The organism is Duganella sp. CT11-25 (assembly GCF_047302815.1).
Taxonomy (GTDB): domain Bacteria; phylum Pseudomonadota; class Gammaproteobacteria; order Burkholderiales; family Burkholderiaceae_D; genus Rugamonas.
Window position 1 is genome coordinate 4,738,320 of the sequence record NZ_JBKBFD010000001.1, and the last position, 17,348, is coordinate 4,755,667.

The window sequence follows — 17,348 nt, forward strand, 5'->3', positions numbered from 1 at the left end:
GTCGCTTACACCAGCGGCAGCGCCGTGGTGTCCTTGATGCGCTGCAGGGCGAACGAGGATTTCACGTCCAGCACCGCCGGGTGGCGCAGCAAGGTCGCCATCATGAAGCGCGAGAAGTGGTCCATGTCTTCCACGTGCACGCGCAGCAGGTAGTCCATCTCGCCCGTCATCGCGTAGCAGGCCACCACCTCCGGCCACTGCTCGACCGACACCGCGAAATCGGCGCGCGGCGACACCGGCGCGTTCTGCGCGCCCAGCGCGCGGGCGTTGCTGTGCGCCGCCGCCTCGCTGTGCTTTTCCAGCCGCACGTTGACGTAGGCCAGCAGGCCCAGGCCGATCTTGTCCGGGTCCAGCAGCGCCACGTACTGGCGGATCACGCCGGCTTCCTCCAGCCGCTTGATGCGGCGCAGGCAGGGCGACGGCGACAGCGCGACCAGCTCGGCCACGTCCTGGTTGGACAGGCGCCCGTCGGCCTGCAATATTGACAGAATCTTACGGTCGGTTTTATCTAGCGCAATCTTGGTCATAAATACCTCAATAATTCGGAGTTCAGGCAATATTATTGCTCAAAATGGCCGGACGTGGGAATTGTTTGCAATTTAATGCCGCAGCAGCGGGACTATACTGTGCGCTATTCTTACAGGAGACCCGCATGAAATTTACGCCTTGGGATAACCCGATGGGTACCGATGGTTTTGAGTTCGTCGAATATGCAGCACCGGATCCAAAAGCACTGGGTGCGCTGTTCGAGAGCATGGGCTTTACCGCGATCGCCCGTCACCGCCATAAGGATGTGACCCTGTACCGCCAGGGCGACATCAATTTCATCATCAACGCCGAGCAGGACTCCTTCGCCCAGCGCTTCGCCCGCCACCACGGCCCGTCCGTGTGCGCGATCGGCATCCGCGTGCAGGACTCCGCGTTTGCCTACAAGCGCGCGCTGGAACTGGGCGCCTGGGGCTTCGACAACAAGACCGGCCCGATGGAGCTGAACATCCCCGCCATCAAGGGCGTGGGCGATTCGCTGATCTACCTGGTCGACCGCTGGCGCGGCAAGAACGGCGACACCCAGGGCGCGATCGGCGACATCAGCATCTACGACGTCGACTTCGTCGCCATCCCGGGCGCGGAAGCCAATCCGGTCGGCCACGGCCTGACCTATATCGACCACCTGACCAACAACGTCCACCGCGGCCGCATGAAGGAATGGGCGGACTTCTACGAGAAGATGTTCAACTTCCGCGAAGTACGCTACTTCGACATCGAAGGCAAGCTGACCGGCCTGAAGTCGAAGGCCATGACTTCGCCATGCGGCAAGGTGCGCATCCCGATCAATGAATCGTCGGACGACAAGTCGCAGATCGCGGAATACCTGGACGAGTACCACGGCGAAGGCATCCAGCACATCGCGCTGGGCACCGACGACATCTACACCTCGATCGAGGCCATGAAGAAAACCGGCATCGCCTTCCAGGACACCATCGAGACCTACTACGAACTGGTGAACCGCCGCCTGCCGAACCACGGCGAGCGCCTGGAAGACCTGCGCCGCCTGCGCATCCTGATCGACGGCCATAGCAACGACACGGAACGCGAACTGCTGCTGCAGATCTTCACCCAGAACGTGATCGGCCCGATCTTCTTCGAGATCATCCAGCGCAAGGGCGACCAGGGCTTCGGCGAAGGCAACTTCCGCGCGCTGTTCGAATCGATCGAGCTGGACCAGATCAAGCGCGGCGTTTTGCAGGACCCAAGCAAAGCGCCCGCATAAGGCATATAGTATTTAAAAACCGCCGGCAGCTCCGCATAGAACGGGGCACCGGCAGGCGCGCGGCGGGGCCCACAAGGCATTGCCGCGTACAGTATCTAAGAGAATATTGGAGACACAATGAACGCACCCCATAAAGGTACGCAGCTGGAACCGGGTACGCACTCGGACGAAATTTCGCTAGACGACAAGTGGACGCTGGAACGCGGCCGCGCCTTCATGACCGGCACCCAGGCGCTGATCCGCCTGCCGATGATGCAGCGCGAGCGCGATCTCAAGGCGGGCCTGAACACCGCCGGCTACATCACCGGCTATCGCGGCTCGCCGGTCACCAGCGTCGACATGACGGCCATGAAGGCCAAGAAGTACCTCGACGCGCACCACGTCAAATTCCATCCCGGGATGAACGAAGACCTGGCCGCCACGGCGGTCTGGGGCACGCAGCAGACCAACCTGTTCAAGGACGCCAAGTACGACGGCGTGTTCTCCATGTGGTACGGCAAAGGCCCCGGCGTCGACCGCTGCGGCGACGTCTTCAAGCACGCCAACAACGCGGGCTCCGCCAAGCATGGCGGCGTGCTGGTGCTGGCCGGCGACGACCACGCCGCCAAGTCCTCGTCGACCGCGCACCAGTCGGACCACATCCTCAACGCCTGCGGCATCCCGGTGCTGTACCCTGCCTCGGTGCAGGAGTACATCGACTACGGCCTGCACGCCTGGGCCATGAGCCGCTACACCGGCCTGTGGGTGTCGATGAAGTGCGTCACCGACATCATCGAATCCGGCGCCGTGGTGGATTTCGATCCGGACCGCGTGCAGATCAACCTGCCGACCGACTTCGAGCTGCCCGCGGGCGGCCTGAATATCCGCTGGCCGGACACCGTGCTCGATATGGAAGTGCGGATGAACAGCTACAAGTGGTACGCCGCGCTGGCCTACTGCCGCGCGAATAAGCTGAACAAGATCATCTGGGACAGCCCGAAGCCGAAGATCGGCATCATCACCGCCGGCAAATCCTATCTCGATACGCGCCAGGCGCTGGCCGACCTGGGCATCGACGAGCAGGCCGCCGCCGACATCGGCATCCGCCTGTACAAGATCGGCATGACCTGGCCGCTGGAAGCGGACGGCGTGCACGAATTCGCCAAGGGCCTGGACGAGATCCTGGTGGTCGAAGAGAAGCGCCAGATCCTCGAATACGCGCTGAAGGAAGAGCTGTACAACCTGCCGGACGGCCAGCGTCCGCGCGTGGTCGGCAAGTTCGACGACACCGGCGAATGGAGCAACAAGGGCAAGACCGGCCACGGCGACTGGCTGCTGCCGGCCACCTATGAGCTGAACCCGGCGCAGATCGCGCGCGCCATCGCCTCGCGCATCGCCCACTACTGCGCCGGCCATCCCGTGGCCAAGCGCGTGCAGGAGCGCGTCGCCTTCCTGGAGGCGAAAGAGCTGGCGCTGAAGACGCTGCCGACCAAGGCCAATCCGGAAACCGACCGCACGCCGTACTTCTGCTCCGGCTGCCCGCACAACTCGTCGACCAAGGTGCCGGAAGGTTCGCGCGCGCTGGCCGGCATCGGCTGCCACTACATGGTCTTGTGGATGGACCGCGAGACCTCGACCTTCACCCACATGGGCGCCGAGGGCGTGACCTGGGTGGGCCAGGCGCCGTTCACCAACGAGAAGCACGTGTTCACCAACCTGGGCGACGGTACCTACTTCCACTCGGGGATCCTGGCGATCCGCGCGGCGGTGGCGGCCAAGGTCAACATCACCTACAAGATCCTGTTCAACGACGCGGTGGCGATGACCGGCGGCCAGGCCTTCGACGGCCCGCTCGATCCGGGCATGATCTCGCGCCAGATCGCGGCCGAAGGCGTGACGCCGATCATCGTCGTCACCGACGAGCCGGAAAAATACCCGTCCGACTACAAATGGGCGGAAGGCGTCACCGTGCGCCACCGCAGCGAATTGATGGACGTGCAGCGCGAACTGCGCGACAAGCCGGGCGTGTCCGCCATGATCTACGACCAGACCTGCGCCTCCGAGAAGCGCCGCCGCCGGAAACGCAACGAGTACCCGGATCCGGCCAAGCGCGCGGTCATCAACGAAGCCGTGTGCGAAGGCTGCGGCGACTGCTCCGTGCAGTCCAATTGCCTGTCGGTGGAGCCGCTGGAAACGGACCTGGGCCGCAAGCGCCAGATCAACCAGTCGTCCTGCAACAAGGACTTCTCCTGCACCACCGGTTTCTGCCCGAGCTTCGTGACGGTGGAAGGCGGGGCGCTGAAGAAGCCGAAGAAAGCCGCCGTGGGCGAAGGCCCTGCCGTCGTGCTGCCGACGCCAACGCTGCCGTCGACCGGAACGCCTTACGGCATCCTGATCACCGGCATCGGCGGCACCGGCGTGGTGACGGTCGGCCAGATCCTGGCTGTCGCGGCGCACGTCGAAGGCAAGGGCGCCATCGTGCTGGACATGAGCGGACTGGCCCAGAAGGGCGGCCCGGTGATGTCGCACGTGCGCCTGGCCGACAACCAGGCCGATTTGCACTCGACCCGCGTCGGCACCGGCAGCGCCGACCTGGTGATCGGCTGCGACCTGATCGTCACCGCCTCGCGCGACGCCTTGTCGCGCATGGGCGAGAACCGCACCCACGCGATGATCAACTCGACCGGCTCGTCGACCGCGGCGTTTGTGAAGAACCCGGACTGGCAGTTCCCGGACGCCGGCTCGCGCGGTGAGATCGTCCGCGCCTGCGGCAACGACAACGTCGACTTCGTCGACGCCGGCCAGATCGCCACTTCGCTGATGGGCGACTCGATCGCCACCAATATGTTCATGCTGGGCTACGCATTCCAGAAAGGCCATGTGCCTTTGAGCGAAGCGTCGATCGTCAAGGCGATCGAATTGAACGGCGTCTCGGTGGGCTTCAACAAATCGGCCTTCAACTGGGGCCGCACCGCCGCGCACGACCTGGGTTCGGTCACCAAGCTGACCACGCCGGCCAAGGTGATCGAGTTCAAGCGCATCCAGACGCTGGACGACATCGTCGCCAAGCGCGTCGAACTGCTGACGGCGTACCAGGACGCGAATTATGCTAAACAGTATAAATCGTTTGTCGACCAGGTCCGCGCGGAAGAGGCCAAGCTGGGCAAGACCACCCGCCTGAGCGAAGCCGTGGCGCGCTACTACTACAAGCTGATGGCGTACAAGGACGAATACGAAGTCGCCCGCCTGTACACCGACGGCGCGTTCCAGCAGAAGATCGCCGGCATGTTCGAAGGCGACATCAAGCTGAAATTCCACCTGGCGCCGCCGCTGATGGCCAAGCACGACGCCAAGGGCCAGCTGATCAAGCAGGAATTCGGTCCATGGATGATGAAGGCGTTCGGCGTGCTGGCCAAGTTCAAAGGCCTGCGCGGCTCGGCGCTGGATGTCTTCGGCTACACGGCAGAGCGCAAGATGGAGCGCGCGCTGATCGGCGAGTACCGCCAGACCGTGTCGTCGCTGTTGCCCAAGCTGACCGCCGAGAACCTGGCGCAGGCCGTGGCCATCGCCAGCGTTCCTGAGGATATCCGCGGCTACGGCCACGTCAAGGAGCGTCACTTCAAGGCCGCCAAGCAGAAGGAGGCGGCGCTGCTGGCCGCTTTCGGCAAACCGGCCGACAGCCACACCCACGCGGCATAAGCTGCCGCCAGCCTCAGGCTGACAGGGCGCCCGGGTTCGAGCAGAACCGGGCGCCTTTTTTATTTGCTAAAAATAGAATAAAACAATTGCTCTTGGGATATTATTTGTTTTTCTTTTAATCCCCAGGGAGCGCATCATCGACGCCGTCAACCACAACCAGTCCGCCGAGCTGATTGCCACGCTGGCGCAGCCCTCTTCCTCCTACAAGAACAGCGCGCGGCTCGCCGTGGCCGGACTGCTCGCCTTCATGCTGCTGTATTTTGCGCTGGCCGGCTGGTTCCTGTTTACCGCCTACCGGCTGACCTTCCTGGCCGACAGCGGCGGCAAGCAGGCGGTGTGGGGTTATGTGATGGCCGCCTGCGCGCTGTTCTTTGCCTTCTTCATGCTGAAGGGGATCTTCTCGGTCCGCAACGCCAAGATCGAGGGCATGCGGGAGCTGACGCGCGAGCAGCAACCACGCCTGTTCGACTTCCTGTATGAGCTGGCCGATGCCGCGGGCGCGCCGAGGCCGCACAAGGTGTTCCTGTCGGAGCGCGTCAACGCCGCCGTGTTTTACGACCTTTCGCTGTTCAACCTGATCTTCCCGTCGAAGAAGAACCTGGAGATCGGCCTGGCGCTGGTCAATGTGCTGAACCTGGGCGAGCTGCGCGCCGTGCTGGCGCATGAATTCGGCCACTTCGCCCAGCGCTCGATGGCGGTGGGGCGCTGGGTCTATGTGGCGCAGCAGATCACGGGCGACCTGGTTAGCCGGCGCGACAAGATCGACAGCTTCCTGAACGGACTGGCCAATGTCGATATCCGCGTGCGGCTGGGGGTACTGGTGCTGCAGTTGATCGTCTGGTCGATACGCTCGCTGGTGGAGTCGGCGTTCCGGGTGGTGGTGGTGATGCAGCGCGCGCTGTCGCGCGAGATGGAAATGCAGGCCGACCTGGTGGCGGTGTCGCTGACCGGCAGCGATGCGTTGATCCACGCGCTGCACCGCCTGCAGTCGGCCGACGACGCCTGGGACCGCGCCGTGCAATTCTCCTTCGGCGAAAAAGCCGACGGCAAGCCGACCCGCGACGTGTTCGCGGTACAGACGCATGTGCTGCAGCGCATGGCCGACATCCTCGACGACGCCAACTACGGCAGCGTGCCGCCGTTGCCCGCCGAGGCGCCGGAGCAGCATCGCATCTTCAAGGCGGAACTGGCGCAGCCGCCGCGCATGTGGATGACGCATCCGCTGAACCACGAACGCGAAGCCAACGCCAAGCGCATATATGTGGCGGCGCGGATCGACCAGACCAGCGCATGGTCGCTGTTCGAGGATCCGGTCAAGTTGCGCGAGCAGGCGACCGCCACGCTGCTCGACGGCAGCGAGAAGGAGCCGGCGCCGCTGGAGGAATCGCTGCGCAAGCTGGGCAAGATATATCGCCGCGAGCATTACAAGCAGCGTTATTGCGGCATTTACTTCGGCCGCCCGCTGACGCGCCATGTGGCCAAGGTCGAGCAGTTGCGCGATCCGTCGCGCGCCGCGCCGGTCGACGAGCTGGCGCAGTTGTATCCGGCCTCGCTGAAGGACCTGGTGCAGCGCCGCCGCGCGCTGGAAGGCGAATCGGGCCAGTTGCAGGCGCTGATCGCGGGCGTCATGACGGCGCGCGACGGCGTGGTGCGGCTGCGCGGCGAGGAGTACAAGCTGTCGCAGCTGCCGGCGGCGCTGGAGCGCGTCAAGGCCGAGCTGGACGAGGTGCATGCCGAATTGCGCAAGCACGACCTGCAGTGCCGCAGCTGGCACCAGAGCGCGGCTTCGCAGCTGGGCGGCGGCTGGCGCGAATACCTGGACGGCCTGCTGTCGCTGATCCACTTCGCGGAGCACAGCGAGGCGGACGTGGTCGACGCACTGGGCCTGCTGCGCAATACCATCGCCATCGTCACGGCAACCGGCAAGACCAAGTCGGAAGATGTGGCGCAGGTGGTCAACGAGGCGAATCACCTGCAGGCGCTGATGGACCGAATCTACCAGAGCCGCAGCGTGCTGCTGATCGACGAAAGGCTGAAGGAAAGACTGGAGCTGACCGGCGGCTGGAGCGACATGCTCGGCGAGTTCACGCTGCCGCTGGCGTCGCGCGAGAACATCAACGACTGGATGGGCGCCGTGGAGGGCTGGGTACGGCATCTGGCGGGCACCTTGTCGGCGCTGCGCGCGGCCGCGCTGGAGCAGTTGCTGGTGACGGAAGCGCTGGTGGCGAAGCACGCGCGCGCGCAGACGCCGGTGCAGCCCGCGCCGGAGGCGTCGCGGGCGCCGTCCAGCTACGCGCTGCTGCTGGCAGGCGACGAGCGTGAGCGGCGCACCAAGCTCGGATGGTGGGCGCGCTTCCAGCGTGCCGACGGCATGCTGCCCGGGCTGGCGCGGCTGGCGGTGGCCGGCGGCATCGTGGCGGTGGTGCTGGGCGTGGGTTCGTTCAGCGGCAAGGCCACGCTGACCATCTATAACGGCCTGGGACGTCCGGTGCTGGTCCGCATCGACGGCGAGGCCTTGCACCTGGCGCCGTTCAGCCATGCGGAGCGCAGCGTGCCGTCGCTGCAGCATCTGCGCGTCGAGGCATCGACATTGGACGGGGCGGTGATCGAAGCCTTCGACAGCGACAAGCTGGATACAGGCGCCGACGGCGTTTACAACGTCGCCGCCGCCGCGCCGCTGGTGGAATGGACCAATACCTACGGCTCCGCCACCGGCGCGCCCGAGCGCAAGCTGAATGCGCCGCGCTGGCTGCAGAGCCATGCCGACATCCTGTTCGACAAGCCGCCGGCCACCATCTCAAGCAAGAGCGGAGGCGGCACGCGCAGCGTGCTGGATGGCTTTGGCCAGATACTGCCGTCGGATCAGCTCAGCATCATTGCGGACGACAAGGAGCGGCTGCGGGTCATCGCGCTGCGCGCCCGCTGGGATGAAACCAAGGTGCCGTACGCCAGCCTATGGCTGGAGCTTGCCGCCCGCAACGGCCGGGCGGATATCCTGGCCGAACGCCTGCGGCTGGCGCCGGACGATATCGTGCTGCTGCGCGCGGAGCAGGATACGCTGGCCGGCGAGCACACGCCGGCCGTCTGCGCCCGCTACGTCGAGCGCGCGGCGCGCAACCCGGACAACGGCGACCTGAAATACATCGCGCTGCGATGCTACAAGGATGGCGCCGATGTCGACGCCCAGATGCTGGCGGCCCGCGATCAGTGGCCCAAGAATCCCTGGCTGAACTACGGCGCCGCCTACGTCCACATGCAGGGCACGCAGCCGGAGAGGGCGATACCGGAACTGGAGCTGGTGCGCGCCAGCCTGCCGCAGATGGCGCCGCGCGCCGTGATCGACCTGGCGCGCCTGCACCGGCTGGCCGGCGATGCGGGCAGCCTGGATGGACTGGCCGGCGCGTCCGAGCGCCTGCGTAGCCTGCTGGACATGGAGCGCGGCGAAGGCGCGCCGGATTCGGCGGGGCAGGCATATGCCAGGCTGCAGAAGGGTTTGCTGGCGCAGGCGCAGGCCAACTCCATGGGCAACGACTGGCAGCAGGCACACATGCTGCGGCTGGTGGCGGCGTCGGATGGCGCCGGCGCCGATTCCGCCAAGCGCGCACTGGCGCTGCCGGTCGACAAGGGCATCGATCCGGCCACCGCGCTGCTCGGCGTGGCGCTGGCGCTCAAGAGCGGCATCGACCCCAAGCCATACGAACAAGTCAGCGCCAGGGTGTATGACGTCTACGAGGTGCAGATCATGGCCTTCCTGACGGCGCTGCAGCGCGGCCAGAGTCCGGCCGCCGCCGAGGCGCTGCTGGGCCGCTTGCCGCTGGAGGCGCGCGCCTATGCGTACAGCGCCGGCATCGTGCTGGCCGGTCCGAAGGCGCCGCAGGAATGGCGCCGGTTCAGCCAGCGCGTGCTGTTTGCCTCGGAGCGCCCTTATTTCAAGGCTTAGCGGATGCGCTGGTGCGGAATCGTCTTGGCGGTGTTGCGACGCGGATGTAACCAAATAAAATGCACTTGACAGGTTACTTCGATTGAATGTAACCTGTATTTAGTACTTATTATGGTTACTATTCCTGATCAAGCAACGGAGGCCGAAATGATGACGCAGCAAATCGAACTTATTCGCAGTTTTTACACCGCGCTGGCGGCGGAGGATGCGCCGCGCGCACTGGCGCTGATGGCCGACGACATCGAATGGACCACGATGTGGCAGTACAAGGCGCGCGGACGCGGCCCGCAGCACGTGGCGGAAGGCGTGTTGATGCCGATGATGAAGGACTGGTCCAGCGTGGCGTTCGTGCCGTCCGAGTTTATCGGCGAGGGCGATACCGTGGTCTCGCTCGGCCAGTTCAACGGCGTGCACGGCGTGACCGGCAAGCGCGCGGAGGCGCGCTATGCGCATGCATGGACGGTGGCGGACGGCCGCATCGCCAGCTTCCGCCAGTACATCGATACGCTGGCCGTGGCGGAGGCTTGCGCATGAGCGCCGCGACCGTCATCGTCACCGGCGCCGGACGCGGTATCGGCCGGGCCGCCGCGATCCGTCTGGCGTGGGACTTCAAGCACGTGGTGATCGTCGCCAGGACCGCAGCGGCGCTGGAGGAGACCGCCACGCGCATCCGCGAAGCGGGTTCGGAACCGCTGGCGATCACCGAGGATTTGCGGCGTCCGGATGCCGCCGCGCGCATCGTCGCGCTGACGCTGGAAAAGTCCGGCCGCATCGACGCCTTGGTGAACGTGGCCGGCGCGGTGGCGCCGGCCGACCTGTTCGCGATGAGCGATGCGGAATGGGACGATGGTTTCGCGCTGAAATTCCACGGCGCCCGGCGCCTGACCGTGCAGGCATGGGATGCCCTGAAGCGGTCGAAAGGCGCGGTGGTGCTGACCTCCGGCGCCAGCGCGGTGACGCCCAAGGCGTCGTCGGCGGCGATCGGCGCGATCAACGCGGCGATCAATGCGCTGGCCAAGGCGTTCTCCGAGCGCGGCATCACCGATGGCGTGCAGGTCAACAGCGTGCTTCCCGGCCCGGTGGTGACCGATCGCCGGCTGGCGATGCTGAACAAGTATGCCGAGGCGCGCGGTGTCGGACTGGAAGAGGGCATGCGGCAGTTCGCCGCGCAGGCCGGCATCAGCCGCCTGGGGCAGCCGGACGAAATCGCGGACCTGATCGCATTCCTGGTCTCGCCGGCCGCGCGCTGGATGACCGGCGCCGCCGTGCGGATGGATGGCGGAGAGGCAAACGCAGTCTGAATGCGGCTCGTGGGCGCATCGGAAAATACCGCATAAGCTACTGAGAAATCATTCGTTCAGTAATGAACCGGGGCTTGTTAAGGTGGCACCCCTTTCCCTTCCCGGATCATTTCAATGCGAACAAAATTTAAATTGAACCCGCTGGCGGTAGGCGCTATCGCGCTGCTGTGCGGCGCAGGCAGCCCTACCCAGGTGCTGGCACAGGAGGCGGCCGCGGTTACCGCCGCGCCGCCAGCCGTCGTTGTCACCGGTTCGCGCATTCCGCGCGCCGGCACCGAAGGCCCTTCCGCCGTGACCGTCATCACCGGCGAGGACATCACCAAACAAGGCTACAAGAACGTCTTCGACGCGCTGAACAACCAGGCGCAGAACAGCGGCTTCGTGCAAGGCGCCGACTACGGCAATACCTTCACACCGTCGGCCAACGCCATCAGCCTGCGCGGCCTCGGCCCCAACCACACGCTGGTGCTGCTGAACGGTCGCCGCATGGCGGACTTCCCGATCGCCTACGAAGGCACGGTCAACTTCACCAACCTGGCCAACATTCCATCGAGCGTGGTGGACCGCATCGAGATCCTGAGCGGCGGCGCGTCCGCCGTCTACGGCTCGGACGCGGTGGCGGGCGTGGTCAACATCATCCTGAAAAAGCAGTACGAAGGCTACGACATCAACCTCAAGGCCGGCGGTACTTCGCGCGGCGGCGGTGGCGACAAGCGCCTGCAGCTGACCGGCGGCCAGAGTTTCGACAAGCTCAATACCCTGTTCAGCATCGAGCTGACCGAGCGCGATCCGCTGTGGAGCGCGGACCGCGATTTCATGAGCACCCGGACCGGTGTCGCGCCGACCTCCATCCTGGGCCGCAAGAACGTCAGCACCGGCAAGTACGTCGACCTGGGCGATACCTGTGCGGGCCTGGGCGACCTGTTCGGCGGCAGCACCGTCAAGTACACGGCCAAGGCGGGCAGCTATTGCGCCAGCCCTAAAGTCGGACCGACCTACTGGACTACGCAGACCAAGAACAGCAGCCAGAACGTGTTCGGCAGCGCCAACTACGAGCTGTCGCCGACCACCACGCTGTTCGCGGAAGCGTTGTTCGGCCAGAATCGCAGCACCAACAACACGCGCGGCCCGTCGTGGACTTCGCGCTCGCTGACCGACAGCTATTTCTGGAACCAGAACAGCGGCTCGTACGAGGCGTGGAACAAGTACATCTCGCCGGAGGAAATGGGCGGCGTCGACCGCTATAACCGCTACTGGGACGACCAGGCCAGTTCGCTGTCGTTCGGCGCGCGCGGCCAGATCCCGGGCACCAGCTGGCAGTACGAAGCCGGCTACACCGCCTCGCTGTACAAGAGCCAGGACCATCGCCCGCGCGCGCTGGCCAATATCGACAGCTTCTTCCTCGGCCCGCAACTGGGCGTGGACGCGGATGGCGTGGCGATCTATGCGCCCGATCCGGCGCGCCTGACCAAGCGTCTGACGCCGGCGGAATTCGACAGTATCACCGGCGCCTCCATCAGCGACGACAAGTCCTGGACCAACACCCTGAGCCTGACCGCCAACGGCGAGGTGTTCACGCTGCCGGCCGGTCCGGTCAGGGTGGCGACGGTGGCCGAGGTGGGCAAGCAGGGCTTTTCGAATACGCCCGACGGCCGCATCAACGAGGGCTACTTCAACGTCCTGGGACCGGCCGATGTGACGGCGGGCACCCGCAAGCGCTATGCGCTGGGCGCGGAGGTGAATATCCCCGTGGTGGAAACGCTGTCCGCGACGCTGGCCGGCCGCTACGACCGCTACAGCTTCGCCGGCCGCAACGACGGCAAGTTCACCTACAACGGCGGGCTGGAATGGCGCCCGGCCAAGCAGCTGCTGTTGCGCGGGAATTACGCGACCAGCTTCCGCGCACCGGACATGAACTACATCTACAAGGCGCGCGGCACCGGCTACTACGCATCGACCACCGACTACTACCGCTGCGCCAAGGCCGGCCAGCAGGTCGCCGACTGCGAATTCGCCAACTACTCGCCGGGCGCGGACTACGTGCAGACCGGCAGCAAGGACCTGCGTTCGGAGAAAGGCCGTTCGTCGGGACTGGGCGCCGTCTGGTCGCCTAGCGCCGATTTCGACGTTTCGCTGGACTACTGGAACATCAAGATCGACGACCTGGTGACCAACCTGAGCGCCGACACGCTGCTGCGCGACGAGGCCAACTGCCGCGTGGCCGGCGACCTGACTTCGCCGACCTGCGCCGATGCCATCGCACGCATCGTGCGCTATCCGCTGGATGCGCTGAACAAGCCGGGCGAGATCAAGCAGATCCTGGTCAACCCGATCAACGCCGCATCGACCAGCGTGAACGGCATCGACGTCAGCGCCAAGTATGCGCTGCGCACCAGGGAGTACGGTGTCTTCGTCACGAAGCTGAACTACTCGAAGACGCTGGACAAGAAGTCGCGCCAGTTTGCCGGCGACGCGCTGAACGACGACCTGGCGGACCTGACCAACTACGACTGGCGCGACAAGCTCAATGCCAGCCTGACGTGGAATATCCGCGACTGGTCGAACACGCTGTTCCTGCAGCGCTACGGCAAGGTGCCCAACGCGGCCGGCGACGCCTACCTGACGCCGACCACCCTGGTCAACGCCAGCGTGGTGTATCGCCTGAATGCGCGCACCACGGTGTCGGTGGCGGTCAACAACCTGTTCAACACGGTCAAGACCGATCCTAGCGCCGGCTGGCCTTACTACCCGGTAGGGAACTACAGCCCGACCGGCCGCCAGGGCTGGGTAGAACTAAATTACCACTTCGGTTCCTAAGACGAAGATATCGCTGAATTATGCCGGCTTGCGCTGTTCCGCAGTGCCGCCGGCATATTCCGTCAGCCAGTAGAGCAGGGCGGCGCCGTTGAAGGCCATGCCGGTCGCCAGCGCGGCGTGCCAGCCGTGGGTGGCGAACATCCATCCGCCTAGCGCCGAACCCAGCGCGCCGCCCGCGAAGAACAGCGCGAAGTAGACGCCGTTCAAGCGGCTGCGCACTTCCGCACCCAGCGAGAAGATGGCGCGCTGGCCCAACACCAGGTTGGCGGCCACGCCCATGTCCAGCACGATGGACGCAATCACCAGTATGCCCAGCGCCACATCGCGCGAGCCCGGTACCAGCAGCGGCAGGGCGAAACCGGTCACGCCCAGCGCCAGCGCGGCGGCGGTCGCCATCAGCGTGTGGCCGGAATCCGCCAGGCGGCCTGCGACTGGCGAGGCCACCGCACCGGCCATGCCGACCAGCGCGAAGAGCGCGATGCCGGTTTGCGACAGGTGGAACTGCGGACCGGCCAGCATCAGCGGCGTCACGGTCCAGAACAAACTGAAGGAGCCGAACAGGCCGGCGTGGTACGCGGCGCGCCGGCGCAGCAGCGGCGTGCGCAGGAACAGATGCCATAGCGACGCCATCAGCGCAGGGTAGGTGATGGCCGCCGCCGGCGCCCGCAGCGGCAGTTTGGCGCGCAGCACCAGCGCCACGGCCAGCACGATGACGGCCGCGCCGCCGAACACCACGTGCCAGTTGCTGGCGTCCGCCACCAGGCTGGCCACCGGACGCGCCAGCATGATCCCCAGCAGCAGGCCGCTGACCACCTTGCCGACCGTGTGGCCGCGCGTCGCTTCCTTCGACAGGTGGGCGGCAAACGGCACGATGATCTGCGCCGCCACCGAGCCGAGGCCGATGCCCAGCGCGGCGGCCAGGAACATCCAGGCGCTGGTGCTGAACGCGGCCAGCACCAGCATGGCCGAGGTGAACAACAGGCCGGTGACGATCAGGCGGCGGTTTTCCAGCAGGTCGCCCAGCGGCACCACGAACAGCAGGCCGAGGGTGTAGCCAATCTGCGTCAGCGTGACGATCAGGCCGGCCGCTCCGGCCGACAGGCCGGTGGCGGCGCTGATCGGACCGACCAGCGTTTGCGCGTAGTACAGGTTGGCGACGATCAGGCCGGTCGCCGCGGCCAGCAACAGCACCATGCCGGGGCTGATATCTTTTTCTGCGGTATTGCTCATGATGGCTCCAGGGGGAGGTTTCGATGGGCAAATTCTAGGCAAAAGCCGGGCAAAGATAATCAGGGCATAATGCCCCTATACTTTTCACATTAAGTGAACAATGAGTAAATAATGGACAGACTGAAAGCCATGCAGGTCTTCGTCCGCATCGTCGAGGCCAACAGCTATACCAAGGCCGCCGAGACGCTGGACCTGCCGCGCGCCGCGCTGACGGCGACCATCAATAAGCTGGAAGCCTTCCTCGGCACGCAGCTGCTGCAGCGGACCACGCGCCGCCTGTCGCTGACGCCGGACGGCGCCGACTACTTCCGCAAATGCCTGGAGATCCTGCAGGCGGTGGAGGATGCCGAGGGCACCTTCCGCGGCCGGGCCGCCAGCAAGCCGCGCGGCCGGCTGCGGGTGGAGCTGCCCGGCGCGGTCGGCCGCCACCTGGTGATGCCGCACATCGCCGGTTTTTGCCGCGACTATCCGGACATCGACCTGGTCGTCAGCCTGAGCGAGCAAGTGCGCGACCTGACGCAGGAAGGCCTGGACTGCTCGCTGCGCGTGGGCGAGCTGCAGGACTCGTCGATGATCGGCCGCCGCCTCGGCAGCATGCGCTTCCTGACCTGCGCCTCGCCCGGCTACCTGGCCGCGCACGGCACGCCGCGCACGCTGGACGACCTGCGGGCGCATCGCGGCGTGATGCACTTTTCCGGCCGCACCGGCCGTCCCTTCGACTGGGACTTCATGACCGGCGGCAGCGTGACCACGGTGGAGCTGCGCAGCGCCATCACGGTCAACGAGCCGGACGCCTACATCCTGTGCGCGCTGCAGGACATGGGCCTGATCCAGGCGGCGCGCTACCAGGTGCGGCATCACCTGGCCAGCGGCGCGCTGGTCGAGGTGCTGGCGGCCATGCCGCCGACGCCGATGCCGATGTCGCTGCTGTATCCGCAGGGCCGCATGGCGTCGCCGCGTCTGAGCGTGTTCGCCGCCTGGCTGGCCGCCCTGCTGCGCGACGATCCCGACCTGCAAGCCTGAATTGTAAGAAATGTTGCATAGTTGGCATGCTTGACAGCCATGCGGATATAATTCTCGAATGAAACTTACACCCCGCTTGCTTGCCGCTTCCGTGCTCCTGATCCTGCTGTCCGCCTGCGGCGGTGGCGGCAGCGGCGGGTCGGCCGCCATTCCGCCGACCGACCCTGCGCCGCCCGTCACGCCGCCCGTGACCCCGCCGGTGACGCCGCCGGCCGGGACGGACTTTCTGGCGGTGTACAACCATTGCGTGCATCCGCGCACCGGACTGGGCTCCAACGGCCTGCCGTACTACGACCAGCAGGGAACGCTGACCGACGAGCTGACGTTCCTGCAGCTCTACATCGAAGAGACCTACCTGTGGTATCGCGAACTACCGACCCTGAACATGGCGGACTACACGCGGCCGGTCGATTATTTCGCCGCGCTGAAAACGCCGCTGCTCACCGCGTCCGGCCGCGCCAAGGACCGCTTCCACTTCACGTATCCGAGCGACGTGTGGGACGCCATGAGCGGTAGCGGCGTGGAACTGAGCTATGGCCTGACCTGGGTGAGAAGCACCAACGCCGGCGTCCCGCGCGTGTGGGCGGTGACGCTGGTGGAGCCGAATTCGCCGGCGTCGGCCGCCGGCCTGCTGCGCGGCGACCGCCTGCAATCGGTCGACGGCACCGGCATCGACGACAGCAGCGACGCCGGCCTGGCCGCGATCAATGCCGGCCTGTTCCCGGCCAAGGCGGGCGAGACGCACAAGCTGGTGCTGGTGCGCGGCGACCAGACCATCGCGGTGACACTGGCCGCGGTGCAGCTGGCCATGACGCCGGTGCAGAACGTCAAGGTGCTGGCCACCGCCAGCGGCAAGGTGGGCTACCTGCAGTTCAACGACCACAACGCGGTGTCGGAGCGTCCGCTGGCGGACGCCGTCTCGACCTTCAAGGCGGCCGGCATCAACGACCTGGTGCTGGACATGCGCTACAACGGCGGCGGCTATCTCAACATCGCCAGCGAGCTGGCATACATGATCGCCGGCCCCGGCGCCACCAGCGGCAAAGTGTTCGAGCGCCTGCAGGCCAATGACAAGACCAAGCCGGCCGCGCCGCAGATCTTCCTGTCGACGGCGACCGGCTATGTGGCGTCGCAGATCAAGGCCGGCACCGCGCTGCCCTATCTGGGGCTCAAGCGCGTCACCGTCCTGACCACGCCGGGAACCTGCTCCGCCAGCGAGTCGGTCATCAACAGCCTGCGCGGGGTGGATGTGGAGGTGAACCTGATCGGCGGCGAGACCTGCGGCAAGCCTTACGCCTTCGTGCCGGCCGCCAATTGCGGCACCACCTATTTCTCGATCCAGGTCCAGGGCGTGAACGACAAGGGCTTCGGCGACTACGCGGACGGCTTCCAGCCGACCTGCGATGTCGCGGACGACCTGGCGCACGCCGTCGGCGATCCGGCCGAAAGCCTGCTCGCCACGGCGCTCAGCTACCGCGCCAACGGCGCCTGCCCGGCGGCGCCGATGCATAACCGCAGCCTGGCCGGCGCCGGCGCCATGCGGCTGGTGCGGCCGGAGGTGAAGGAAATATCGATCCGCAATCGCTGA

Annotated in this window: 10 protein-coding genes; 8 read left to right on the forward strand and 2 right to left on the reverse strand. The window is 65.9% G+C overall.

Going from position 1 to position 17,348, the window contains the following annotated elements; genetic code table 11:
- Positions 1-5 precede the first annotated feature (5 nt).
- Positions 6-527 (reverse strand): Lrp/AsnC family transcriptional regulator, encoded by a 522-nt coding sequence (locus ACEN9F_RS20370; RefSeq protein WP_166107716.1) that lies wholly within the window; start codon positions 525-527, stop codon positions 6-8.
- A 125-nt stretch (positions 528-652) separates the two neighbouring features.
- Between ACEN9F_RS20370 and hppD the strand changes: the two genes are divergently transcribed.
- The 6 genes from hppD to ACEN9F_RS20400 all read left to right on the forward strand — a co-directional run bounded on the left by hppD (position 653) and on the right by ACEN9F_RS20400 (position 13,507).
- Positions 653-1,771 carry a 4-hydroxyphenylpyruvate dioxygenase gene (hppD, locus tag ACEN9F_RS20375; RefSeq protein WP_413422756.1) on the forward strand — a complete coding sequence of 373 codons (1,119 nt, stop codon included), beginning with the start codon at positions 653-655 and terminating at the stop codon, positions 1,769-1,771.
- Positions 1,772-1,888: 117 nt separating this feature from the next.
- On the forward strand, positions 1,889-5,449 hold the full coding sequence (locus ACEN9F_RS20380; protein ID WP_413422758.1) for an indolepyruvate ferredoxin oxidoreductase family protein: 3,561 nt from the start codon (positions 1,889-1,891) through the stop codon (positions 5,447-5,449).
- A gap of 226 nt (positions 5,450-5,675) precedes the next feature.
- Complete coding sequence (locus ACEN9F_RS20385; protein ID WP_413422760.1) at positions 5,676-9,389, forward strand: M48 family metallopeptidase; 3,714 nt, start codon at positions 5,676-5,678, stop codon at positions 9,387-9,389.
- 147 nt (positions 9,390-9,536) lie between these two features.
- Positions 9,537-9,923 (forward strand): nuclear transport factor 2 family protein, encoded by a 387-nt coding sequence (locus tag ACEN9F_RS20390; protein ID WP_413422762.1) that lies wholly within the window; start codon positions 9,537-9,539, stop codon positions 9,921-9,923.
- Positions 9,920-10,690: an SDR family oxidoreductase gene (locus tag ACEN9F_RS20395; RefSeq protein ID WP_413422764.1), complete on the forward strand. Its 771-nt coding sequence runs from the start codon at positions 9,920-9,922 to the stop codon at positions 10,688-10,690. Before ACEN9F_RS20390 ends, ACEN9F_RS20395 begins: the two co-directional genes overlap by 4 nt.
- A gap of 114 nt (positions 10,691-10,804) precedes the next feature.
- Positions 10,805-13,507: a TonB-dependent receptor domain-containing protein gene (locus ACEN9F_RS20400; protein ID WP_413422766.1), complete on the forward strand. Its 2,703-nt coding sequence runs from the start codon at positions 10,805-10,807 to the stop codon at positions 13,505-13,507.
- Between the two features lie 18 nt (positions 13,508-13,525).
- Here ACEN9F_RS20400 and ACEN9F_RS20405 read toward each other — a convergent pair whose 3' ends face one another.
- On the reverse strand, positions 13,526-14,737 hold the full coding sequence (locus tag ACEN9F_RS20405; protein ID WP_413422768.1) for an MFS transporter: 1,212 nt from the start codon (positions 14,735-14,737) through the stop codon (positions 13,526-13,528).
- Positions 14,738-14,848: 111 nt separating this feature from the next.
- On the opposite strand from ACEN9F_RS20405, the gene ACEN9F_RS20410 reads away from it, so the two are divergent.
- On the forward strand, positions 14,849-15,760 hold the full coding sequence (locus tag ACEN9F_RS20410; protein ID WP_413422770.1) for a LysR family transcriptional regulator: 912 nt from the start codon (positions 14,849-14,851) through the stop codon (positions 15,758-15,760).
- Between the two features lie 58 nt (positions 15,761-15,818).
- Entirely contained in the window at positions 15,819-17,348 is a 1,530-nt protein-coding gene (locus tag ACEN9F_RS20415; protein WP_413422772.1) for a S41 family peptidase, read from the forward strand.